This is a genomic window from Jejuia spongiicola (genome assembly GCF_023502325.1).
Classification (GTDB): Bacteria; Bacteroidota; Bacteroidia; order Flavobacteriales; family Flavobacteriaceae; genus Wocania_A; species Wocania_A spongiicola.
Genome location: NZ_JAMFLZ010000002.1, coordinates 63,683 through 85,956 on the forward strand (window position 1 = coordinate 63,683; position 22,274 = coordinate 85,956).

18 protein-coding genes are annotated in these 22,274 nt (G+C 31.1%); 8 read left to right on the forward strand and 10 right to left on the reverse strand.

Annotation, left to right across the window (positions count from 1 at the left end; translation table 11 throughout):
- Positions 1 to 183: 183 nt before the first annotated feature.
- Positions 184 to 2,709: a translocation and assembly module lipoprotein TamL gene (tamL, locus tag M3P09_RS04130; protein WP_249972134.1), complete on the reverse strand. Its 2,526-nt coding sequence runs from the start codon at positions 2,707 to 2,709 to the stop codon at positions 184 to 186.
- Between the two features lie 198 nt (positions 2,710 to 2,907).
- Between tamL and M3P09_RS04135 the strand changes: the two genes are divergently transcribed.
- Positions 2,908 to 3,627, forward strand: coding sequence for a TrmH family RNA methyltransferase (locus tag M3P09_RS04135; RefSeq protein ID WP_249972135.1), 720 nt, complete (start codon positions 2,908 to 2,910; stop codon positions 3,625 to 3,627).
- 32 nt (positions 3,628 to 3,659) lie between these two features.
- On the opposite strand, the gene porT is transcribed toward M3P09_RS04135, so the two are convergent.
- Together porT and ubiE are read right to left on the reverse strand one after the other, a co-directional pair.
- Positions 3,660 to 4,391: a type IX secretion/gliding motility protein PorT/SprT gene (gene porT / locus M3P09_RS04140; protein ID WP_249972136.1), complete on the reverse strand. Its 732-nt coding sequence runs from the start codon at positions 4,389 to 4,391 to the stop codon at positions 3,660 to 3,662.
- Positions 4,392 to 4,393: 2 nt separating this feature from the next.
- Positions 4,394 to 5,122 (reverse strand): bifunctional demethylmenaquinone methyltransferase/2-methoxy-6-polyprenyl-1,4-benzoquinol methylase UbiE, encoded by a 729-nt coding sequence (gene ubiE, locus M3P09_RS04145; protein ID WP_249972137.1) that lies wholly within the window; start codon positions 5,120 to 5,122, stop codon positions 4,394 to 4,396.
- Positions 5,123 to 5,259: 137 nt separating this feature from the next.
- On the opposite strand from ubiE, the gene trkA reads away from it, so the two are divergent.
- The 4 genes from trkA to M3P09_RS04165 all read left to right on the forward strand — a co-directional run bounded on the left by trkA (position 5,260) and on the right by M3P09_RS04165 (position 8,915).
- Entirely contained in the window at positions 5,260 to 6,609 is a 1,350-nt protein-coding gene (trkA, locus tag M3P09_RS04150) for a Trk system potassium transporter TrkA (protein WP_099564471.1), read from the forward strand.
- Between the two features lie 12 nt (positions 6,610 to 6,621).
- Positions 6,622 to 8,115 carry a TrkH family potassium uptake protein gene (locus M3P09_RS04155; RefSeq protein ID WP_249972138.1) on the forward strand — a complete coding sequence of 498 codons (1,494 nt, stop codon included), beginning with the start codon at positions 6,622 to 6,624 and terminating at the stop codon, positions 8,113 to 8,115.
- Positions 8,116 to 8,333: 218 nt separating this feature from the next.
- The gene (locus tag M3P09_RS04160) at positions 8,334 to 8,495 is read left to right on the forward strand and encodes a hypothetical protein (RefSeq protein WP_249972139.1); all 162 of its coding nucleotides are present in this window, start codon (positions 8,334 to 8,336) and stop codon (positions 8,493 to 8,495) included.
- Between the two features lie 168 nt (positions 8,496 to 8,663).
- Positions 8,664 to 8,915, forward strand: a complete 252-nt coding sequence (locus M3P09_RS04165; RefSeq protein ID WP_249972140.1) for a hypothetical protein — start codon at positions 8,664 to 8,666, stop codon at positions 8,913 to 8,915.
- A 151-nt stretch (positions 8,916 to 9,066) separates the two neighbouring features.
- Here the strand turns inward: M3P09_RS04165 and M3P09_RS04170 are convergent, their stop codons facing one another.
- Positions 9,067 to 9,723, reverse strand: coding sequence for a response regulator (locus M3P09_RS04170; protein ID WP_099564468.1), 657 nt, complete (start codon positions 9,721 to 9,723; stop codon positions 9,067 to 9,069).
- A gap of 475 nt (positions 9,724 to 10,198) precedes the next feature.
- On the opposite strand from M3P09_RS04170, the gene M3P09_RS04175 reads away from it, so the two are divergent.
- On the forward strand, positions 10,199 to 10,459 hold the full coding sequence (locus M3P09_RS04175; RefSeq protein ID WP_099564467.1) for a hypothetical protein: 261 nt from the start codon (positions 10,199 to 10,201) through the stop codon (positions 10,457 to 10,459).
- Between the two features lie 330 nt (positions 10,460 to 10,789).
- Here the strand turns inward: M3P09_RS04175 and M3P09_RS04180 are convergent, their stop codons facing one another.
- On the reverse strand, positions 10,790 to 11,974 hold the full coding sequence (locus M3P09_RS04180) for a pyridoxal phosphate-dependent aminotransferase (protein WP_249972141.1): 1,185 nt from the start codon (positions 11,972 to 11,974) through the stop codon (positions 10,790 to 10,792).
- Positions 11,975 to 12,005: 31 nt separating this feature from the next.
- On the reverse strand, positions 12,006 to 13,100 hold the full coding sequence (locus M3P09_RS04185) for a fatty acid desaturase family protein (RefSeq protein ID WP_099564464.1): 1,095 nt from the start codon (positions 13,098 to 13,100) through the stop codon (positions 12,006 to 12,008).
- A gap of 141 nt (positions 13,101 to 13,241) precedes the next feature.
- Here M3P09_RS04185 and rsmG point away from each other — a divergent pair, with 141 nt between their 5' ends.
- Positions 13,242 to 13,871 (forward strand): 16S rRNA (guanine(527)-N(7))-methyltransferase RsmG, encoded by a 630-nt coding sequence (rsmG, locus tag M3P09_RS04190; RefSeq protein WP_249972142.1) that lies wholly within the window; start codon positions 13,242 to 13,244, stop codon positions 13,869 to 13,871.
- Here rsmG and M3P09_RS04195 read toward each other — a convergent pair.
- On the reverse strand, positions 13,868 to 14,833 hold the full coding sequence (locus M3P09_RS04195; RefSeq protein ID WP_249972143.1) for a tetratricopeptide repeat protein: 966 nt from the start codon (positions 14,831 to 14,833) through the stop codon (positions 13,868 to 13,870). The two genes, rsmG and M3P09_RS04195, sit on opposite strands and share 4 nt — an antisense overlap.
- 201 nt (positions 14,834 to 15,034) lie before the next feature.
- Between M3P09_RS04195 and M3P09_RS04200 the strand changes: the two genes are divergently transcribed.
- Positions 15,035 to 19,933: a DUF8202 domain-containing protein gene (locus M3P09_RS04200; protein ID WP_249972144.1), complete on the forward strand. Its 4,899-nt coding sequence runs from the start codon at positions 15,035 to 15,037 to the stop codon at positions 19,931 to 19,933.
- Positions 19,934 to 19,942: 9 nt separating this feature from the next.
- Here the strand turns inward: M3P09_RS04200 and M3P09_RS04205 are convergent, their stop codons facing one another.
- The 3 genes from M3P09_RS04205 to M3P09_RS04215 are packed head-to-tail and all read right to left on the reverse strand — an operon-like array spanning position 19,943 to position 22,152.
- Positions 19,943 to 20,509, reverse strand: coding sequence for a L,D-transpeptidase family protein (locus M3P09_RS04205; protein WP_249972145.1), 567 nt, complete (start codon positions 20,507 to 20,509; stop codon positions 19,943 to 19,945).
- A gap of 42 nt (positions 20,510 to 20,551) precedes the next feature.
- Positions 20,552 to 21,805: an RNA polymerase sigma factor gene (locus M3P09_RS04210; RefSeq protein ID WP_249972146.1), complete on the reverse strand. Its 1,254-nt coding sequence runs from the start codon at positions 21,803 to 21,805 to the stop codon at positions 20,552 to 20,554.
- On the reverse strand, positions 21,805 to 22,152 hold the full coding sequence (locus M3P09_RS04215; RefSeq protein WP_099564455.1) for a YciI family protein: 348 nt from the start codon (positions 22,150 to 22,152) through the stop codon (positions 21,805 to 21,807). The genes M3P09_RS04210 and M3P09_RS04215 overlap by 1 nt, the downstream gene beginning before the upstream one ends.
- Positions 22,153 to 22,274 lie beyond the last annotated feature (122 nt).

Below are 22,274 nucleotides of genomic sequence, written 5' to 3' on the forward strand. Positions count from 1 at the left end.
AATCAATTTTTAAATAAATAGTTAAGGTTTTATTGGATGAAACTATCTAAATGAAACTAAAACGTTATAGTTTGAATGGTGTTAAAACCTCATTTTTATACTTGTTTAGATAAGCTCAGCTTAATATAAATCAATGAGGATTTTTAATGAAGTTTTAATAAAAGATAGAGTGATTCTTTGTTATTAAAAAGGATAATTTATACCAATATTATATACTGCGTTACCAAAATTGTAATCATTAAACCAACGGTTTTGGTCTCTATAAAAAGGATCATAAGTTTTAAAGCCGATATCGAAACGGAAAATAAAAAAACTAAAATCGTAACGTAAACCAAAGCCAGAACCAATAGCAATATCTTTTAAGGAGTTGAAATTAGTAAAAGTAGCATTGTCATCTTCAACATCGTCAAGAGCATTCCATATGTTACCTGTATCAACAAATACTGCCCCATTTAAATTTTCGAATATATTAAACCGTTGCTCTACACTAAATGCAAGTTTTAAATTAGCTTCGTTAAACTCATTAATGGTTTCTGAGCTTCCAGGACCTAAGCTATAAGCGGTCCATGCACGATTGTCGTTTGCACCACCTGCAAAGAAACTTTTAGAAAAAGGAATACTAGAGGAGTTGCCGTATGGGATTGCAATACCAAAAAAAGCTCGCATTGCTAAAACATTTTTTCTTCCTAAGTCCCAGTGTTTTACATAGTCGAACTCTGTTTTGATGTATTGAGAATAAGCGACATTAAATAACTCGTAACGGTCATCGGCATTTTTATTTAACCCTAAAAGTTTTGAAGTATTTGCTAGTAAATTGCCTGCTGCTTCTAATTTAAAACGAAATATTGAAAAATCTTCATCAAATAAATTTTGACGCTTATCTTGAGTAAAACTAAAACTTGAAGAGAATATTAAGTTGTTTTCAGTCAATCTGTTTTTACGTTCGTTAATTGCCGATACGGTTTTATAGTCGTCGTCAATAGGAGTTAAAGACGTATTGTTGTTTAGAACATCACTTAGAAAAGCATCAGTTAGATCTGGAAAAGTTAAATCATTTCCACTATTATAATTTATAGTTTTTGAAATATTATTTAATGTGGTAAATGAGTTTTGGTAAACATCAAAATAATTTCCAATATTTAGATTTCTAACATATTGTACATTAAATAAATCAAGCCTGTTAGTAACTATGGCATTTGGATTCCACTTATAGTTAAATGTACCAGTAAAAGTTTGCTTATCTAAGCCAATATTGGTTTGACTCGTTGCTGACAAACTAATTCTGGTAGTTGGAGACATATATTTTGGGATTAATCTTTCAGTATTAAAAGGAGAGAATAATCTTGGAAAAGTAAGTTTTAAGTCTACTCCAAACTCATTAATATCAAAAAATTGATCGCGATTATTTGCGGCATCATCCGAAGCTCCAATAGATGCTATTCCAGAGATTTCAAAAGTTTCTGCGCCTCTAAAAATATTTCTTATAAGTAAAGAAGGGCTCAATGAAAATCCAACATCTTGTATGTTGCTTTTAGATACTTCGGCGCTAAAGCCTAGCCCGAATTTTTTTAATGGTGTTAAATAAATATTTGCAGTTAATGTAGAATCTTCATTTTCAAAATAATTTATATCTGGATATTTAAACGTTCGCAACTCACTTATATGTCTATAAGAACGTGTTCTATCAATATCTCTGAAAATACTCCCTGGGTTTATAAAGATAGCATCAGTGATAGCTTTAGGCTTATATTTTATTTCATCGTAAGCATATAAGTTATAACCATTAAATTTAAGAGATTCTTTAGGTGATTTATCATTATTTTCAAAAGTGTGATCTGTAAATACGTTTACATCCTTTATTTTATAAATTTTAAATGGTTTTCGTATAGTAGAATCTTGAGTTCTGATAGCTCTATCTTGAATGATAACATCAATGTTGGCTTTTTTATTAGTATCAACCGTATCAACAGTAAACCTAATATAGTCTTGATTAAAATGATACACGCCAGAGTTACGCATTTCAGCAGAAATTCTGTCACGCTCTAAACCTAAAATAGGAATAACATATTGATTGTTTTTCTTTATTAATGCCTCTTTTTTAATTGTCTTATATAAAGAGTCTATAACGGGAGACGAAATACTTTTTGTAATAGAATCTATTATATATGGCTCTCCATGTTCTACAAAATAATCAATAGTTGCTCGCTTATTATCCAGTTTGTTGATGTCATATTTTATGTCAACATTACTCCAGCCATTAAATTTATAATAAGACTTTAACCGCTTTGCAGTCTTTTCTGTTTTTTTCTCATCAACAATTACAGGAGGCTCGCCAGTTTTTTTTAACCAATTATTAAATCCTAAAGCCGATGATTTAAGCCTGTCTACTTGCTTTTGAGAATATGCTTTTTTTAGGCGTTCTCGTCTTTTAGGGTTTTTATCTAACCAAGCTTCAAAAATGGAATCTCTATTTGGGCGCGCCAAATTGTAAATATTAAGTCTTAAATTACCAATCAATGGTAATTTACTGTTTGGCTTTTGGTGTAATAAATTAGATATGGTTTCGGTATTGTTCTTTTTATCGTTTACATATACCGTGTTTTTTACTAATAAGTGTTCGTTTTCTGCAACTCTTTTTACAGTATCACAGGATGTAAAGTATCCTGTAAAACATAATAATAGTAGTATTTTTAAGAGTTGTTTTTGCAAATGAAATTATATTTAATTCAAGTTACGGGTTTAAGAGTTTGTTTTAATTAAAAGAAATAATAATAAATACATGTTATGGACTCAAAAATACATTATTTCCTCAGAAAAACACCTAAATAATTTAAGCGTAATTTAACCTTATAAATATTTTTTCATTTCTTTATAAAATTAAAAAATGAATAATATAAAAAAGATTTAATGCTCTCTAAAAGCCAGATAAAATTAATAACGAGTTTAAAGCAAAAAAAATATAGACTGCAACATGGTTTTTTTGTTGTTGAGGGTACAAAAACAATAAAAGAACTATTACAATCTAAATTAACACTTCAAGCATTATATACGACAGAAACATTCAATATTGATGCCAAAGATGAAATTTTAATTTCTAAAGCCGATTTAAAGCGTATAAGTTTTTTAACTACACCAAATAAAGCTTTGGCTGTTTTTAAAATACCAAAGCCAAAACCAATAAATTTAAATGGAATGATTGTGGCACTTGATGCGATTAGAGACCCTGGAAACTTAGGCACTATTATTCGACTTTGCGATTGGTTTGGTATTAAAGATTTGCTTTGCAGCAAAGAAACGGTTGATTGTTTTAACCCTAAAGTTATTCAAGCTACCATGGGGTCTATAACTAGAGTTAATATAAGTTATGTAGATTTAGCTGCTTTTTTAAGCAAAGCAGAACCTCCTGTTTTTGGAGCCTTTATGGAAGGAGAAACCGTTTATAAAAAGCAATTACCTAATTCTGGAATTTTAGTTATGGGGAATGAAGCCAACGGTATATCAAAACAAGTTGAAGCAACTATAGATGAAAAAATTTCTATACCAAGATTTGGTGATTTGCAAGCTACCGAAAGTTTAAATGTAGCAACAGCAACAGCTATATTATTAAGTGAGTTTAGAAGGAGTTAATTGAGAGAATATTATTTGTCGTACAGATTAAACTACTGAAACGTGAAGTTAATAAATACGCCTCGTGTTTTCATGCTTGCAATATTACTTGTCCAAGGACTATTTGGGTCTGTATCCCTTACCAACTCATCATTAATAGCAAAAAGCCCACGTATAGAAGGAGTGAATTTAAAATTATATAAATACAAATCTACACCAAAACCAAGTTCATAAAACAACATGTTCTTTTTGGTTCTAAATTGGCCATTGCTATTATCATTGGGGTTTGTTTCGTTACTAGAAAGGTTTAAGGCTGTTGAAACTCCACCAACAATAAACGGCTTAAAATTATTAATTCGTTTGGTAGAAAGTTTTACTAATAAAGGAATATGAATGTAAGTAGATTTCACTTCTCTTTTTAAATCTGAATTATTTAAATCTGGAAACCCTTCAAAATATGTTTGGCTATAATATAACTCTCTGGTTGTAATTAGTAAACCTGGTTCTAAGCGTAAATCAATAAATTTATTAATACGTAAATTACCAATTAACCCAACACTAAAACCTGGACTTCTTTTTACATAAATATCACGTAAATCCTCATTGTAATCAAAATTGAAATCGTAATTATTGATGCCTAAAAAGTAACCCCAACGTAACAAATTATTATCAGTAGTTCCTCTTCCTTGATTTGCATCATAAGTAACCTTCTCTCTTTTGAATAACTGTGCATCAGAGGTTTGAACTACTAAAAAAAATACTAATAACAGAAAAAGGTGCTTCATTTTTATTGTTTTGATGCTCTATAGATTGTTGCCACTCCAAAGGTTTGCGGAAAATCTTCAACATTAATAAACCCAATTTTACGTAAAATATTGTTTAAAGCTTCTCCATAAGGAAAAGTTGATGCCGATTCGCACAAATATTTATAGGCACTTCTATCTTTAGAAAATACTCTGCCTATAACTGGTAAAATATTTTTTGTATAAAAATTGTAACCTTGTTTGTATGGAGTTTTATCTGGCATTGATGTTTCTAAAATCACAAAATTACCGCTAGGCTTTAAAACTCTAAGAATTTCTTTTAAGCCATTTTCTAAAGTTTCAAAATTACGGACTCCAAAAGCAACGGTAATGGCATCAAAGGTGTTATCATCAAAAGGCATGTTTTCAGAATCACCTAAAACCATCTCAATTTTCTGTTCTAAACCTTTCTTTTTAATTTTTTCTTTACCAATATCCAGCATGCCACTGCTAATATCTAAACCAATAATTTTTGTGGCATTAGTTTCAGCAAGATTAATAGCTAAATCTCCAGTTCCTGTTGCGATATCTAAAATGGTTTCTGGCTGTTTTTCTTTAACCAATTTCACCACTTTTTTTCGCCATTTAATATCAATACCAAAAGAAATCACACGATTTAATCCATCGTAATCACCAGAAATGGTATCAAACATTTTGGTAACCTGTTCCTTTTTTCCTAATTCGCTATTCTTGTAAGGCTTTATTTTTGACAAATCTGTAAAATTTTGAGCAAATATAAACTTTTATAAAAGCATAATGCAATTGGTTTACAAATATTATATTGACTATTAGTAAGGTAGCAATATTTATTTTATACTATATTTGTTATACTTTTTATGATATACAAATAATGAAAATTATTATTGCTGGAGCTGGTGAAGTTGGATTTCATTTAGCGAAATTATTGTCTTACGAATCTCAAGAGATTACTTTAATAGACACAAATAAAGAAAGTCTTGCCCACGCTGATACACATTTAGATATAAAAGTTATTAAAGGCGACGCTACATCGATTGCTATTTTAAAAGAAGCCCGTGTAGATACTAGTGATTTATTAATTGGTGTAACAGCTTCAGAAACCACTAATATTACTATCTGTGTTTTAGCAAAGCAACTAGGTTCAAAGCGTACCATTGCTAGAATATCTAATACTGAATTTATAAACCATAAGGATGAAGTTGGTTTTACCAAGTTTGGAATTGATGAGCTTATTTCTCCTGAGGCCTTAGCGGCTTCTGAGATTGAATTATCGCTTAAATCATCTTCCTTTAATGATAATTATGAGTTTGAGGAAGGAGCGCTTACCATGGCAGGTTTAACCTTGTCAAAAGAAGCCTCTTTTGTGGGAAAAAAGGTTAAGCAAGCAGCTAAAATTTTTCCGGAAATTCATTTTGTACCCATAGCTATTCAGCGAGCAGGAACCCAATTTACTATCATCCCTAGAGGCGATACTTTGTTTAAAGAAGGAGATAATGTCGTTTTTATAACCTCTGAAGGTGGCGCAGAAGAACTTTGTAAACTTACAGGTAAAGAAAATACAGAAATAAAAAATGTTATGATTCTTGGCGGAACTCAAATAGGTTTTAAATCGGCAAGAGAGTTAAGTCAAAAAGGGTTTAAAGTAAAGCTTTTAGAAAAAAGTAAAGAACGTGCTTTTGATATTGCTGATGTCTTACCAAACGTTTTAGTTATTAATAGTGACGGTAGAAATGTAGACATTTTAAATGAAGAAAGTATTAGCGATATGGATGCTTTTATTGCTGTAGGTGATAATTCTGAAACCAATATCATGTCTTGTTTAGTGGCTAAATCTAAAGGTGTAAAAAAATCTATTGCTTTGGTTGAGAATATGGATTATTTTGAATTGTCTCAGTCTATTGGTATCGATACACTTATTAATAAAAAATTACTAGCTGCAAATAATATTTTTAGGTATATACGTAAAGGTGAAGTTGTAGCTATGACCAAATTGAATAACATGAATGCAGAATTGTTAGAGTTTGAAGTCAAAGCAACATCTGTAATCTGTAATAAAGTTATAAAAGAGATTGATTTTCCTAGATCTGCTATTATTGGCGGTGTCATCAGAAATGGAGTAGGTTTAATTGCTTTAGGAGATTTTAAAATTCAAGAAGGCGATAGGGTTGTGGTTTGCAGTTTGCTTAAATCTATAAAAGGTGTAGAAAAAATATTTCTTTAATACTGCGTTTTAATGAAGTTAAACTACAAAATCATTTTTCATTTTTTCGGGCTCCTATTATTATTTAATGGTGGTTTTGTGTTACTCGCATCACTTATTAGTTTAATTTATAAAGATGGAGTTACGCTTCAATTATTTTTAGCGGGCATAGTTACACTAGTAATAGGTGCTCTGGTCATGCTATTTACGCGACGTCATCAAAAAGAAATGAATAAGCGCGAAGGTTATATAGTTGTAACTTTTGGTTGGATTATAATGGCTTTAGCCGGTACTTTACCTTATGTTTTTACAGGAAGTATTTCGAGTTTTACTAATGCCTTTTTTGAAACAATGTCTGGCTTTACAACAACAGGAGCAAGTATATTAAACGATATTGAGGCAGTCCCTAAAGGTGTTTTGTTTTGGCGTAGTTTAACACATTGGATTGGAGGAATGGGTATTATAGTACTCGCTATTGCTATATTGCCTTTACTAGGAATAGGAGGTATGCAATTGTTTGCGGCCGAAGCTCCAGGGCCAAGTGCCGATAAGCTGCACCCAAGAATTACCGATACGGCAAAACGTTTATGGTTAATTTATTTTGGTTATACAGCTGCAGAAACCATATTGTTACAGGTTGCTGGCATGTCCTTTTTTGATGCTATTAATCATGCATTGTGTACCTTATCAACTGGTGGGTTTTCAACAAAAAATGCAAGTGTAGCTCATTGGAACAATGAGCCTATCATTCAATACATAATCATAATATTTATGTTTTTAGCTGGCACTAACTTTGTATTAAGTTATTTTGCCTTCAAAGGAAAAATCCAGAAAATAATACACGACGAAGAGTTTAAACTTTATTTTAAATTCATTGTTGTTTTTACTGTTATAGCGGCATGTATTATTTATTTTAGAGCAGATATTGCAGCTTCTACTATAAACCACCCTATGGTTTGGGGAGAAGCAGAAAGTGCATTTAGACATGGGTTGTTTCAAGTAATATCAGTAGTTACAACTACTGGCTTTGTTACTGCAGATTTTACTATGTGGACCCCATTTTTAGTAGTCTTATTTTTTGGGCTTATGTTTCTTGGAGGATCGGCTGGCAGTACCTCAGGCGGTGTAAAAGTAGTGCGTCATTTAATACTAATTAAAAACGGATTTTTAGAATTTAAACGTACACTACATCCTAATGCTATTGTTCCTGTGCGATATAATAAAAGGTCTATATCTGGAGATATTGTGTTTAATGTATTGGCATTTTTTATTTTATATATGCTCTCTTTTATTATTGGAGCATTAGGCTTTTCTATGATGGAAATAGATTTTAAATCCGCTATTGGTTTAGCAGCGTCTAGTTTGGGAAATGTAGGACCAGCTTTAGGTGATTTTGGACCAGTAAATAACTATGCTAATTTACCCAGTATAGGGAAATGGTGGTGTAGCTTTTTAATGCTCATTGGCCGATTAGAACTCTTTACAGTACTTATTTTATTTACTCCTTTCTTTTGGCGTAATAGGTAGAATATAATTTTATCATTTCTCACAATTAACCGATAAGTTATTCGTTTAATTATTGTAGTATTATGTATTGTAATTTTATAATACTATTTTTACACAGCCTAAATCTAACCAAATCCAATTGCTGAAGCTTGTTTTTATGAAATGAGGCATGCTTTGGTACAAATATTGATGAGTATTGAATCATCTAAGGAGTACCCTAACTTATAAAAATTAAAAAATTGAAGAAAGTAGTAATTGTAACAATTGTTATGGTAATATTAATTGTTAATATTGATTTAGTATTAATGGTCGATGATTATTTTAAAGCTATAATGCTTTTTGTTTTAGCAGGAATTTTATCAATTTACGAATACAAACGAGAAAAAAAAATGGCTAGATAAAGCTTGGCTTTTTTGTTTTTTTTGAAATATTCTAAACTTGGCTTTTATTAGTATATATAAATGCTAAGCCTTTTTTTGTTTGATTTTTAGCGGTTTACAAAAAAAAGACTATGTAACATTTTATTTAGTTATGCGTCTAGTATATGTAAACCAATTAAAAATAATAACATGGAATTAACATTAAAAGTAGAAGATTTAGAACCAGAACCTAGGGCAATTGAAAAATTTACCAAGCCAGAAGGCTTATTAAATTCTAATTACAAAAATCTTGCAAAAAAGAATTTAAACAATACAACTTCACAATCTCTATTTGGCATGAGACAGCGTTTAAAAATCGGCCAATATCAATTTACTTCAAGTATAGAAACTATTTTAAAAGTGTCAGCTTTTGCTGTTATTTTTATAGCAATATATTCTTAAATTTTACCCAATATAAAAGACCAGACTAGGTTTTTACCTAATCTGGTCTTAATTTACTTTTTTGGGATAACCACCAAACTTCTAATTAATTACTAGATTGTTACACTTATAGATTATGAATTACTTTTGTAATATAACCTCTTATGTTAATTTAAATAATTCCAATTTTTTTTGCACTTTTCACCAAATTAAAGTTATCATCATTTTTATCGTCTAGCAAGGTTTTTAGCTTCGTTTTTCTTACCTCGATAGCACGAGTAGATAGCGGAATGTATTTAGCTAAATCCTTTGTTTTTTCACCCATTGATAGATGATATAATATTTGTCTATCAAAGTTGTCTATTGTTATACCATTAATAATGGTTTTGTCAAGATAGCCTTCTATTTTTTTACTGTAATATTTCTGACCGTTTAAGACTTTATTTATTGCGATTTTTAAATCTGTGGAATCGATATCCGATTTAATCATAAAGCCTTCAGGGTCAATTTCATTTATTATGTTAGTTATTCTAATTTGGTCAGTTATAGAAGTTAAAACTAATATTTTAGTATCAGGATTTTCTTTTCTAATTAAAAGTCCAATATCTTCCCCAGAAACAAAGCGCTCATTTTTTGATATTGGAAGTTGAAGGTCTAAAATGACTATTTGAGTTTTTATACGCTGTACTTTTTCTATTGCCTCATCACAATTTTTTGCAAATGAAATATTAAAGCTAATATTAGGTATGTCATTCAAAATGTTTTCATATGCATGAGCTATAATATTATGATCTTCAACAATTAAGAGTTTGATGCCATTTTTGTTCATGAACAACTAGTTTTTTTGCTACAAGGGTCATTATTTTTAAAGGTTGGGGGTGCAAAAGTATAGATTGTTTTTTCGTATAGTGTTAATGTAAGAAAAATATGTGGTAAAACCACAATGTAGAAATCAATAAATAGTATTCATTTGTATATTGTTTCTTGATGGCAATAAGGGCTTAAATTAATTACCATTCATTAAACAAAACATTTCGATTTAAACCATCAATTTTAAAATTGATGGTTTTTTGTTGTGTTTTCTTTCAAAAAACTTCTCAATACTTGTAAAAATGTAACATTTTTATAAAATTTGCTACATATATATAAAGCAGGTTTTTTTACGATTGTTAACTGATAATCTTTTGAGTTAACCTCAAAGCATTCTTTTAGACATAATGAGTTGAATCAATAAATTATAATTTATTGAGTGTCAATTTACTTATCAAATATTAATTATAGTTTCATTTTAAATTTTAGAACTCATGGGAGGAGAAGGGTCAATGATGGCAGCAAACAATTCTTTAAAGAATAATAGGGATCTTATATCAAAAAGAAAAGAAAGAGGAGGTTTGTCAGGAAGTTATTCTAATGCTAAATTAGCTGAGTTTCCTACAGCTACTCCTGAACAGTTAAACGAAATAAGAGAAAAAATTCTTAAGCAGAATAGAGTTCATAAAGTAAAATTGTTAATTGTATTTGGGGTAATAATTACTGTCTTAATTTTATTCTTCTTGTATAACTAATAATACTGTAATATGCCATTCGGGGAATCATTTTTAACTACAATTAAGAACAACAAATCAATAATGCTTGATAAAAGCAGAAGATTTAGAAAAACCTCAGGTAGTTTTGATTGGTCAAAAAGTCAACAGTTTGATTTTCCTAAAGCAACACCTCAAGAGCTTAAAAGAATAAGAGAAAAGTTAAAACGAGAGCAACGCAAAACTAGAGTAAAACAAATATCAATTTTTTGTATAGTAATACTGATTATAATTTTAGTTTTTGTCTATTTAATAAATTAAAAAAGCCACTAATTTTATTAGTGGCTTTTCAATATTTCGTAATATAAGCGTTTAACTAACAGCTTCTTTAATACGTTTTATAGCCTTAATAATTTGCTCTTGTGAGGCTGCGTATGAAATTCTAATACAATTAGGGTTTCCAAAAGCATCACCGGTTACGGTAGCTACTAAGGCTTCTTCTAATAAATACAAAGAAAAATCGGTAGCGTTGTTTATGGTTTTTCCTTTTAGTGTTTTTCCGAAGTAATAGGATACATCAGGGAAAACATAAAAAGCGCCTTCTGGAGTATTGGTTTTAAAACCTTCAATATCATTTAATAAATTCAAAACTAAATCGCGGCGTACTTTAAACTCATCAATCATATACTGTACTCGAGATGGCGACTCGTTTAATGCTGTAATTACAGCACGTTGCGCAATACAGTTTGTGCCGCTTGTAATTTGCCCTTGCATTTTATTACAAGCACGAGCAATCTTTTCAGGAGCGCCAATATATCCAACACGCCATCCGGTCATAGCAAAGGCTTTAGAAACACCATTTACCGTAATGGTGCGATCATACATATCGTCAAACTGTGCCATACTTGCATGACCACCAACATAGTTTATGTGCTCGTAAATTTCATCTGAAACGACATAAATATTTGGATGCTTAGTTAATACATCGGCTAAAACTCTTAACTCTTCTTTACTATAAATAGAGCCACTTGGATTACAAGGCGAACTAAACCAAATCATTTTTGTTTTTGGAGTAATTGCAGCTTCAAGTTGAGCAGCTGTCATTTTAAAATCTGTATCGATAGAGGTCTTAACCTCTACTGGAACACCATCATTTAATTTTACAATATCAGAGTAACTTACCCAATACGGACATGGTAAGATAACTTCATCACCAGCATTTAGCATAACCCCTGCTATATTTGCTAAACATTGTTTTGCGCCTGTAGAAACCACTATTTGTGGTAATGCATAAGTTAAGCCATTATCGCGTTTGAACTTAGTGATGATAGCTTCTTTTAATTCAACATAACCATCAACTGGCGTATAAGAATTATAACCATCATTAATAGCTTGAATTGCAGCTTCTTTAATAAAGTCTGGTGTATTAAAATCTGGTTCGCCAAGGCTTAAACCAATAATATCTTTTCCTTCTCCTCTTAATTCTCTTGCTTTGGCAGCCATAGCTAATGTGGCAGAGGTAGACATGTTTAAAATTCTCTCTGAAAGTAAACTCATGAATTTGGTTGTTTATAGGTATATATGAAGTTTAGGCTAGACCAGGTTTTTGTCCTAGCACTTTTAATTGGTTGTAATGTTCTGAGACTGCTTTCCAAAAGGTGTTGTATTCATTATATGGCAAGCTAAACTCTTTTGCAGTTTCTTTAACAATTTTCGCTATTTTTCTGTAATGAATATGACTTATGTTAGCAAATAAGTGATGCTCAACTTGCCTATTTAAACCACCTGTATAAAATTCTACTAACCAACTTTTAGGTGAAAAATTTGAAGTTGTAAATAATTGGTGAATAGCCCAGGTATTTTTCATATTACCTTTTTCGTCTGGTAAAGGCATTTCTGTATTAGGCATTACATGCGCTAATTGAAAAATAACACTTAAAATGATGCCAGCGGTATAATGCATAACTAAAAACCCAATTAGAACTTGCCACCAAGTAAAACCTAAGGATATTGGTAAAACAATCCATATAGCATAATATACTATTTTACCAATAATTAACTTTGTCCATTGTGTTGCTGGGTTTGGAAGCTTACCGTAAGCTAATTTTCTTTTTAGGTATTGATACGATTGTATGAAATCGGTAGTTATTGCCCAATTTACAGTTAATAAACCATATAAAAAGAAAGCATAATACTTTTGGTATTTATGAATTTTTAGCCACTTTGTATGTTTAGAAAAGCGGATTATTCTACCAGCATCAATATCTTCATCATGCCCCTGAATATTGGTATATGTATGATGTAATACATTGTGTTGCACTTTCCAATTATAGTCGTTTCCAGCTAAGATATAAATACTACTCCCCATTAATTTGTTAACCCATTTTTTACTTGAAAATGAGCCATGATTTGCATCGTGCATAACATTCATACCAACGCCTGCCATACCAACACCAACAACCATCATAAGGATAATTTGAGCCCAGGCAGGTAAGTCATTAGTTAAAATTAAAACTACAGGTACTATTAATAAAGAAAACATTACAATTGCTTTTAAATACAATTTCCAGTTCCCTGTGCGTTTAACGTTGTTTTCCTTAAAATAATCGTTTACACGTTTGTTAAGCGTTTTAAAAAACTTTGTAGAGTCTTTTCTTGAGAAAGAAAGGGTTTGTTTAGTCATGCTATTAATTTTAAATATGCTACACTTATTTTAGCTTATACCTATACGCGACAAAGATAGGTATAAACCAAGTTAAGTAATAACGTTTTTTTGTAAAAATATGCATATAAAAAGTATATTTTTGTTGAAAATTTAACATAGATGCAACTGATTTTAAAATACTTTCCAAATCTAACTGAAGATCAAATACATAAATTTGAGCAACTTGAATCCCTGTATAAGGATTGGAATTTAAAGATTAATGTAGTATCACGTAAAGATATTGATGAACTTTATTTACGTCATGTATTACATTCTTTAGCTATAGCGAAGTTAATTCAATTTAAAGATGAAACTAAACTTTTAGATGTTGGTACAGGTGGTGGATTTCCTGGTATTCCTTTAGCTATTTTATTTCCAGAATGCTCATTTCATTTAGTAGATAGTATTGCAAAAAAATTAAAAGTAGTAGATGAAGTTACGGAAGGCTTAGGATTAACCAATGTTAAAACTACGCATAGCCGTGTTGAAGAAATTAATGATACTTATGATTTTATTATAAGTCGTGCCGTTGCTGCAATGCCAACCTTTGTGCATTGGGTAAAAGGTAAAATTGCTAAAAAGCAAAATCACGATTTAAAAAACGGTATTTTGTATTTGAAAGGAGGCGATTTAAGTGAAGAGCTTAAAGACTATAAAACCGCATCTATTTATAATTTAACCGATTATTATAACGAAGACTTTTTTGAAACTAAAAAATTAGTGCATTTGCCTCTAAAATACAAGGGTTAATTTGCCAATTTACTTAACATTTCAAAATTTTGTTTGAAAAAGTAAAACTGATTTTTATACCAATATGTATCAGCAAATAGCTCAATTGTACTGTCTCTTTTAATATTAGGCGATAGCATAGTTTGAGCTTTTTTTAAGTATAACTTAGCATTTTCTATATCATTCATTTTGTAATAGGTTAATGCTAACCCTAAAATGGCTTCATAATCTAACGCATCATATTTTAAAGTGGTAGTAAAATTAGATAAAGCCTTGTCGTATTTGCCTAAAAGTAAATGAGAAGCGCCTAGGTAAAAATAAGCCGAAACATTCTTTGAATTATAGCTTAAACATTTTTTAAAATCATTTTTTGCTTGTTTATAATAGTTAATGTTTAGGTGTGTTAAACCCCGATCGTAATAAGTGTCTTCACTAGGGTTAATTAAAACAGCCATCGAAAAATCTTGTAACGCCAATTTATACTTTTTTAAAGCTAAAAGAGCATTTGCTCTTTGTGTATATGCTTTATATTCTGTTGGAATTGCCTTAATAATGTTGCTTAAATCTACAATAGAACTTATATAGTCTTCTAGATAGTATTTACTATAAGCTAAATTATATAATGCATCAAAAAATTGAGGATCAAGTTTTAAAGCACTTTCATAATCTTGTTTTGCACCGGAATAATCTTCTAAACTGAATTTCGAATTGCCTCGGTTATAATATGAATCGGCATCGGGTCTATAAATAATTATTTTAGAATAATCCATCATAGCTCCATAATAATCACCTATATCATTTTTGGCAATACCTCTTTGAAAATAGGCGTTAAAATTTTTAGGTTCTAGCTTTATTACTTGTGTAAATAACTCTATTTTGTCTTTAGGGTTTGTTGCTTTAATTGCCTTTCTGTAAAGTTTTTTTGCTTGGGTAAAGGACAATAAAGGAATTAAAAATATTAATAGTAGGATATTCTTTTTCATATAGAAATATAGTAAATTCATACAAAAAACAATGTTAAATAAAATAAAATTTATCTTGTATTAAATTGAAAAATAATTTGTTGCAACTAGTGTCTCTCAAGTTTTTTTGATTTTTGCGCGAATTTTCATTAGATTTGTTTAGCGTTGTTTATAAAACGTTAGTCTCTCATTTAAAATTTTAACGCCCTAAAAAGTTTTAATATGAGAAAGCCCTCTAGTCTCAATTGCCCTTTTAATTACTTCTTAATCTCTTTTTTCTTAATTTGTTTTGCCGGTAATACTCAAGTTATGCAGCTTGAAGTTATTGGAGGTTCAGTTGTTACACAAGGATCTACTATAACCATTAACGCTGGTAATACCTTAGATTTTACAATTACTAACATTGAAGGCTCTAATTGTAAAAATCTAAAAATTCAAGATATAGATATATCTAACACTACAGACTTCGATATTAATCCAAATAACCCTAAAAAGAATATAAAGCCAAACGGTTGCCGAGGAGGGAATAAATATTTAGATTTTGAGATAGAAAACATAAGCCCAGGCTGTGCAACTACTAGTACACTGGTTACAGTTGAAATTAAAAACCAACCTGATTTTACTTTTACGCTACAAGTTAATTCTTCTCCAGAAATATATGTTTTAGGAGGAAATCCTTTTGCTGATATTTCTTATAACAATGCAACAACTTCAGATGCGAATGGAACATTTTTTGGAGTTGTAGACGAAGGAGCATCTGTTACAAGAAGGTTTCTAATTGCTAATATTGGTAATTGTCCAATGAATATTACGTCGGCTACAAGTAATAATGGAGATTTTACTACAGCTTCACCTCAAGGGATACCATTTGTAGGATTACCTTCGTTTTTTGGAATTTATCTCGATGTAACTTTTGTAGCACCAGTTGCTGGTACAGGTACTCAGTCTGCCACCATTAGCATAAATACTAACGATCCTGATACGAATCCTTTTCTATTAAATGTAACCGCAGAAATGTTTAACGAAAATATACCGGGACCTGGAGGTATTACCGCCAATTTCAAATTGTGGTTAAAATCTACAAGAGGAATAGTCACATCTGGTTCCAATTTAACAAGTTGGTTAGATTTAGGAACTAATGGAAAAGATGCCGCTACTGTATCTGGTAAAGAACCAACCTTTTTAGATACAGCTACAGATAATATTAATTATAACCCTGTAGTGAAATTTGAAAACGATGGCGGAGCTACTGAGCAATACATGTATAATAATGATGCACCAATAAGCGGTTTTTATAACCATGATGTATTTATTGTTATGATTCCAGATGCTACTATGACTAGTGCGTCGGTTAGAAATACCATTTTTGCAGGCGTAGATTCAGGAAGTGCAGGAGATATTACAGGTATTGGGTTTGGCAATTATTCGACGGAGTTTACTAACGAAACCTTATCATATAATCAAGATGTAGATGGCGGAGGTAGTTTTAATGGTGAAGCAGAAATTAGTTCATCTTATTCCAATGCTGGAATAATTAATGTAAGAAATGATGCTGCAGTATCACCTACTAAGCAAGATATACTTTATAATTCTAATGTGTTAACAACGTCAAATGTTTCAGATGTTGCTTTTACAAATATATCGGGGAGTGATTATTGGATTGGTAGGAATTTTGACATCCAAGGCAGTTTAAATGGTCGTGTTGCTGAGGTATTTACATTCTCTGAAAGATTATCTGATGCTGATAGACAAAAAGTGGAATCATATTTAGCTGTTAAATACGGAATTACATTAGGCGCTTCAACCGAAGTGCAAAAGGATTATGTTAACTCTTTCGACACAAAGGTTTGGGATATTACGGCCAACTCTGGTTATAATTACAATGTTGCTGGTATTGGTAGAGATTCTATTTCAGATTTAAATCAAAAACAATCAAAAACTATAAACATGCTTAATGAAGTATGTATTGGTTTAGGCGGGCTTTTTACAACCAACAGTGCTAATCCAAATGAATTCAAGAAAGATGGAGATTTTTTGGTTTGGGGAAATAATAATGCATCTTTTTCTGGTTCTAGTACAAATACAGTAACTATAGCTTCTGGAATTACAACATCGTTAACACGTATTGATAGAATATGGAAAATTGTTGAATCAAATGAAAACGTAAATGGCGACGTAGAAACTGTTTATATTTCTATTCCATCTGCTGCATTTAGTAGTTTTTCAAAACTAGCTACTGAGGAATATGCTTTAATAGTTGCTGATAATCCTAATTTCGCAAATGGAGATATTATTGATGTAATTCCGCTTAGGTCTGAAGATGGGGGAGTAAACCTCCAAACTTGGTATGATTTTGATGGCGCAAAGTATTTTACTTTTGGTAAAACATCAAATTTAGCCGAAAATCATTCAGTAAATATAGCCTCAGGCGATTACCTAGTTGGTGAATTTAATCTTAATTTAAATGTGGATAATTTTACAATTTCTGCTTGGATTAAATGTGCCGCAAATGCTAGCAATAGAACAGTAATGGCTAAAGGCGAAAAGTTACAAATCAGACTAAATACAACGGGTAATATTGAGGTGTATATTGATGATGCTGTTACACCAAAATATACATCAAATGTCGATGTAGATGATGGTAAATGGCATCATACCACGTTTGTGTATCATAGTGGTACTATTTTAATGTATATAGATGGTGTTTTAGATAAGTCAGTTCAGGACATTGTGCACCCGTCTCCAAACTTTAATAATTACGCTATAGGTGCAGTTTATGTTGATAAAAATAATATTATAAATCCTTTATTAGGTGAGATTGATGAAGTTTATGTTTGGGATTTAGCATTAAGTCAAGATCAGATACGCTATTTAATGAATCAAGAAATAGAACGATTTGATATTGCTGGAACGGATTATGTAGACGGAAAAATTTTGCCACAAGCCTCTACAAGTAATGAGATAGCGAATATACCATGGAGTAATTTAAGAGTGTATTATGATTTTAATTCTTTTTACGGTTCTACTATTGAAGGATTAACCGATGATCGCTTCTTTTTACGATTAAAATATTTAAATAAAACGAAAGAGGTAATAGATAATCAAACCACACCTTTGCCTTATGTATCTATTGCTAACGGAGCTTGGGATGCTGGAACAACCTGGAGTAATAGTGCTGATCAAATGGTGCCAAATTCGCTAAGTTTAGATGGAACTACTGTAATGGATTGGAATATTGCTGAAATCTCTCATGATATTACGTCCGGAGATAGAGATATATCGTTATTAGGCTTAATTCAAACCGCTGGAACTTTAACAATAGCAGACCCTGTTGATACTCAGGATGAAACAAACTCAGGACAAGCATTAACTATTTCTCATTACTTAGAATTAGATGGGATTATAGATTTGATAGGCGAATCTCAATTAATTCAAGGTGAGAGTAGTATTATAGATGCAGATAGTGGCGGCTTTTTAGAAAAAGATCAGCAAGGAACTGCAAATGGTTTTAACTATAATTATTGGTCTTCTTCTGTTGGCCCAATAGCAGGAAATACAAGTACTAGAGGTACAGGAGTTTCTTCATCAAATGCTAATCATACTATATCTGGCGTTTTAAACGACGGGACAGATACAAATGCATATCAATCATTAGATTTTATTTTAGCTTTAAGTACAGGAGTAGGTTTGCCACCACCTCCAGGGACTGCAAAAGAAATCAGCTCGCATTGGCTATTCAAGTTTTATGGACCAGAAGATGATTATAACTCTTGGGAAAGTATTAGCGAAGCAACATCTTTGGCTGTGGGAGAAGGCTTTACAATGAAAGGCACATCAGGGTCTGTGGCAATTACAGATCAACAAAACTATGTGTTCAAAGGTTTGCCAAATAATGGAGATGTAATACTAGCGTTAAATAAAAATGTAACCGCTCAAAACCCAACTGGAGATGTCGATCGTTTAATAGGTAACCCATATCCATCGGCAATTGATGCAACAGAATTTATTTTGGATAATATGAGTATTGCTGATGGTGGAAATAATGCAACAGGAACTATTTTTAATGGTGCTTTATATTTTTGGGATCATTTTGGTGAAGAAAACACTCACGAGTTGCGAGGTTATGTTGGTGGTTATGCAACAAGAAACTTAACTGGAGGTGCTGCGGCAATTTCAGATGATACGAGGATTAATAATACTTCAAATGCAGGAGGGCCAGCTTTGGGAACTAAAATTCCAGGACAATACATTCCGGTTAATCAAGGATTTTTTGTAAGTACTGCATTAGATGGTTTTGATGACGATAATGGAGCAGCTGTCGATATTGTTGATGGAGGCGATATTGTATTTAAAAATAGCCAACGTGTTTTTGCTACCGAAGACGGTTCAACATCATTATTTTTAAAGCCTACAGATAAGAAAAACAGTATTACAAATAATGAGCATAGAGACGATACTCCTAGAATACGATTAATTTTTGATTCTCCAACAGGATATCATAGGCAAATAGTTATAGGTAAGGATATTAATGCTTCTAATGAATTTGATTTAGGGTATGATGCTTTTATGCTTGATGTTGCAGAAGAAGATATGTATTGGGCTTTTAGCAAAGGAAAGTTTGTCATTCAAGGAGTTGGTAATTTTGATGACACTCAAGAATTTCCAATAGGAATCGTTATTAAAAACTCTGGTATAGCAAGAATTAAACTTGATGGTGTTGAAAATTTAAATGAGACTAAAACACTTTATATAAAAGATAATATTACCAACGAAACGTTTTTAATAAATAATAATCCATTTGAAATATTTCTAGATGCAGGTGTTTATAACGATAGATTTTCTTTAGTATTTCAGTCACAATCTTTATCGGTTGATGATATTGGAATTACAGATAATGTATTTGTTTATTTTGATAAGTCGATATCCGAATTAAAAATAATAGGAATAGATTACGAAGATGTTTTAGATGTAACATTATATAATATTATTGGACAAAAAATAAAGTTTATAGATTATACTACAAGTAAAACATCTAAGCAAATACTAGTAGACACAGGTGCTTATATTGTAAAATTGAATACGGTTAAAGGGAGAATTAACAAAAAAATTATTATTGAATAATTGTATTTTTTATTTGACAATTTCAATACTCATATTTTTATAAACAACGTCGTATAAATCATTTATATCATCGTTGGATAAAGAGATACATCCCAAAGTCCAATTTTGTTTTTCTGAAATTAAATTAGAGCTATTATTAGGAACGCCATGAATCCCTATTTCTCCACCAATTTTGGCGTCTTGACTAATACGATTCTCTAATTTAGCTTTTCTATGTTTTTTCCATGAATCCTCAGTAGGGTAATCAATCCATATAAATTTAGACCAAGCTTTATGCGGATATAAATCTCTAACCTTAAATTTTCCTTCAGGTGTACACCTATCTCCCTCCATTAATTTGTCATCAATCGGGTTTGTTCCAAATACAGATTTATATTCTCTAATAATTTTAGAATTTGAAACTACAAGTAATTTATAATCACTTTTATCAATTAAAATCTTTAAATCGGTTTTATTTAAATTTAAAGAGTCAATCAAAGTAATTAATGGCACTCTTGGGTTTTTATTGGGTTCTGTATTGTGTTTACAGCCAATTATTGCTAAGGCAATTAACCAAAGAACTATACTTTTTTTCATCGATACTATTAGATTAAGGGGGTGCTTATAAACTTACGAAGTTCAATCATTTTTTTTGCTTAAAAGTGCTGTTTTCTTTTTTAATAAATACTCTCTTTCTAATTGATTGTTTACAGTATTTAAGGCCAAATTAATATATTTAATAGCCTTGTCAATGTTGTTTGTTGCAGCATGATAATCAGATTTTGCTCCATAATATAAATAGCTGCGTTGTTCAAAGTCATCTTGTTTAATATCGTCTAAATATGTTTTTGCTATAGTGTAATTTTGGTTTTGCATGCATACTACAGCCATAGTTAATACATGAATTGGCATAGGTTGTAAAGTGTTTAAGCATTGATACCAATAGTGAATTTTATCCCAATTAGTATCTTCAAAATTTCTTGCGCGTAAATGCTCTGCAGCAATTGCAGCTTCATAATGATAACAAGAAAATTCATTTTGTTCAACAACGGCTTTATTCATCATGGTGTTACCTAATTTTACAAGCGGAAAATACCATTGACTCCTATCTTGGGTCTTTAAATCTAAAAGTTTGTTCTCTGCATTTGTTTTGGTTTCTAATCGGGCAGAATGAAAACACATTAAAGCGCATAAAGCATAAGTTTCAGGTGTTCTGGTAAGCTTGTTTTTTAAAAGCATTTGGGTTAAACGGATAGCTTCTCCACACAATTCTTTTCTTATGAGTATATCGCGTTTGTTTGAATGGAACCCCTCATTAAAAATAAGATAAAGCACTTCCATAACACTTTCTAAGCGAGGTGCAAGCAATTTGCCTTGAGGGATTTTAAATTTTAATTGTGATTCTTTAATAGTTTTTCTTGCTCTTAATATCCGTTTTTTAATAGTGTCTTCTTTGGTAAGTAAGGCCGATGATATTTCTTTTATGCTAAATCCAGAAACAGTTTTTAAGGCAAATGAAATGCGATCTCTTGAATCTAATTTAGGATGACAAGCGGTAAAAATCATACGCAATTGCGCATCTTCAATTTCAGAATCTAAAAAAAGCTCATTTATAGCAATAGCATCTGTTCCTTGATTGATGTTTGGAAGGTGTTTTTGTGCCGTTTTTAGTTTTCTAAAAATATCTAAAACTCTATTTTTTGCAGCTTGAGTTAACCATGCTTCAGGATAATCGGGTTGTTTGGTGCGCCAGCTAATACTAGCTTTTATAAAGGTGTCTTGTACAGCATCTTCAATAATATCAAGATGCTTAAGACCGAAGATTCGGGTTAATACAGAAACCATCTTTCCGCTATGATAGCGAAAAAGATGGTCTATGTTTTTTTGCTCCATTATTGGTCAAATACCATAATTTCACGAATTTCTACAGTGCCACCAAGGTCATAATCTGGATAGTCTTCAGCAATTTTTTGAACCGCATCAAAATCTTGAGCTTTAACAATGTAGTAGCCACCAACAATTTCTTTAACCTCTGCCGATGTTAAATCAGTTACGGTTCTGTTGGCTCCAACCACACGACGTATTTGTGGCGTTAATGCATTACCATGAGTAACAATACCTGCTTGTGTCATTTTATCATTCCAAGCAAACCATTTGCCCATTCTACCTTGAAGTTCTTCAGGCGATAAGCCTAAATCAACATAATCAGCTCCAACGAAAATCATCATAAATTCTTTCATAATTATATATTTTTAAAGTTTATATAGTTAAGACGTTTGTTAAATTAAAAAAGGGGACACGTTTTCGAATTTAATAATTCCTCCTTAGATAAAACCAATTTTGATTAAATTTAAGATAAATT

What these genes read in the sequence shown, in the direction of transcription:
- M3P09_RS04175 (WP_099564467.1), top strand. Translation starts at nt 10,199, where the DNA reads ATGGGAGGAGAAGGGTCAATGATGGCAGCAAACAATTCTTTAAAGAAT.
- M3P09_RS04135 (WP_249972135.1), top strand. Translation starts at nt 2,908, where the DNA reads ATGCTCTCTAAAAGCCAGATAAAATTAATAACGAGTTTAAAGCAAAAA.
- M3P09_RS04180 (WP_249972141.1), bottom strand. Translation starts at nt 11,974, where the DNA reads ATGAGTTTACTTTCAGAGAGAATTTTAAACATGTCTACCTCTGCCACA.
- M3P09_RS04185 (WP_099564464.1), bottom strand. Translation starts at nt 13,100, where the DNA reads ATGACTAAACAAACCCTTTCTTTCTCAAGAAAAGACTCTACAAAGTTT.
- M3P09_RS04155 (WP_249972138.1), top strand. Translation starts at nt 6,622, where the DNA reads ATGAAGTTAAACTACAAAATCATTTTTCATTTTTTCGGGCTCCTATTA.
- M3P09_RS04210 (WP_249972146.1), bottom strand. Translation starts at nt 21,805, where the DNA reads ATGGAGCAAAAAAACATAGACCATCTTTTTCGCTATCATAGCGGAAAG.
- M3P09_RS04170 (WP_099564468.1), bottom strand. Translation starts at nt 9,723, where the DNA reads ATGAACAAAAATGGCATCAAACTCTTAATTGTTGAAGATCATAATATT.
- M3P09_RS04215 (WP_099564455.1), bottom strand. Translation starts at nt 22,152, where the DNA reads ATGAAAGAATTTATGATGATTTTCGTTGGAGCTGATTATGTTGATTTA.
- porT (WP_249972136.1), bottom strand. Translation starts at nt 4,391, where the DNA reads ATGAAGCACCTTTTTCTGTTATTAGTATTTTTTTTAGTAGTTCAAACC.
- M3P09_RS04200 (WP_249972144.1), top strand. Translation starts at nt 15,035, where the DNA reads ATGAGAAAGCCCTCTAGTCTCAATTGCCCTTTTAATTACTTCTTAATC.
- M3P09_RS04195 (WP_249972143.1), bottom strand. Translation starts at nt 14,833, where the DNA reads ATGAAAAAGAATATCCTACTATTAATATTTTTAATTCCTTTATTGTCC.
- trkA (WP_099564471.1), top strand. Translation starts at nt 5,260, where the DNA reads ATGAAAATTATTATTGCTGGAGCTGGTGAAGTTGGATTTCATTTAGCG.
- rsmG (WP_249972142.1), top strand. Translation starts at nt 13,242, where the DNA reads ATGCAACTGATTTTAAAATACTTTCCAAATCTAACTGAAGATCAAATA.
- M3P09_RS04165 (WP_249972140.1), top strand. Translation starts at nt 8,664, where the DNA reads ATGGAATTAACATTAAAAGTAGAAGATTTAGAACCAGAACCTAGGGCA.
- M3P09_RS04205 (WP_249972145.1), bottom strand. Translation starts at nt 20,509, where the DNA reads ATGAAAAAAAGTATAGTTCTTTGGTTAATTGCCTTAGCAATAATTGGC.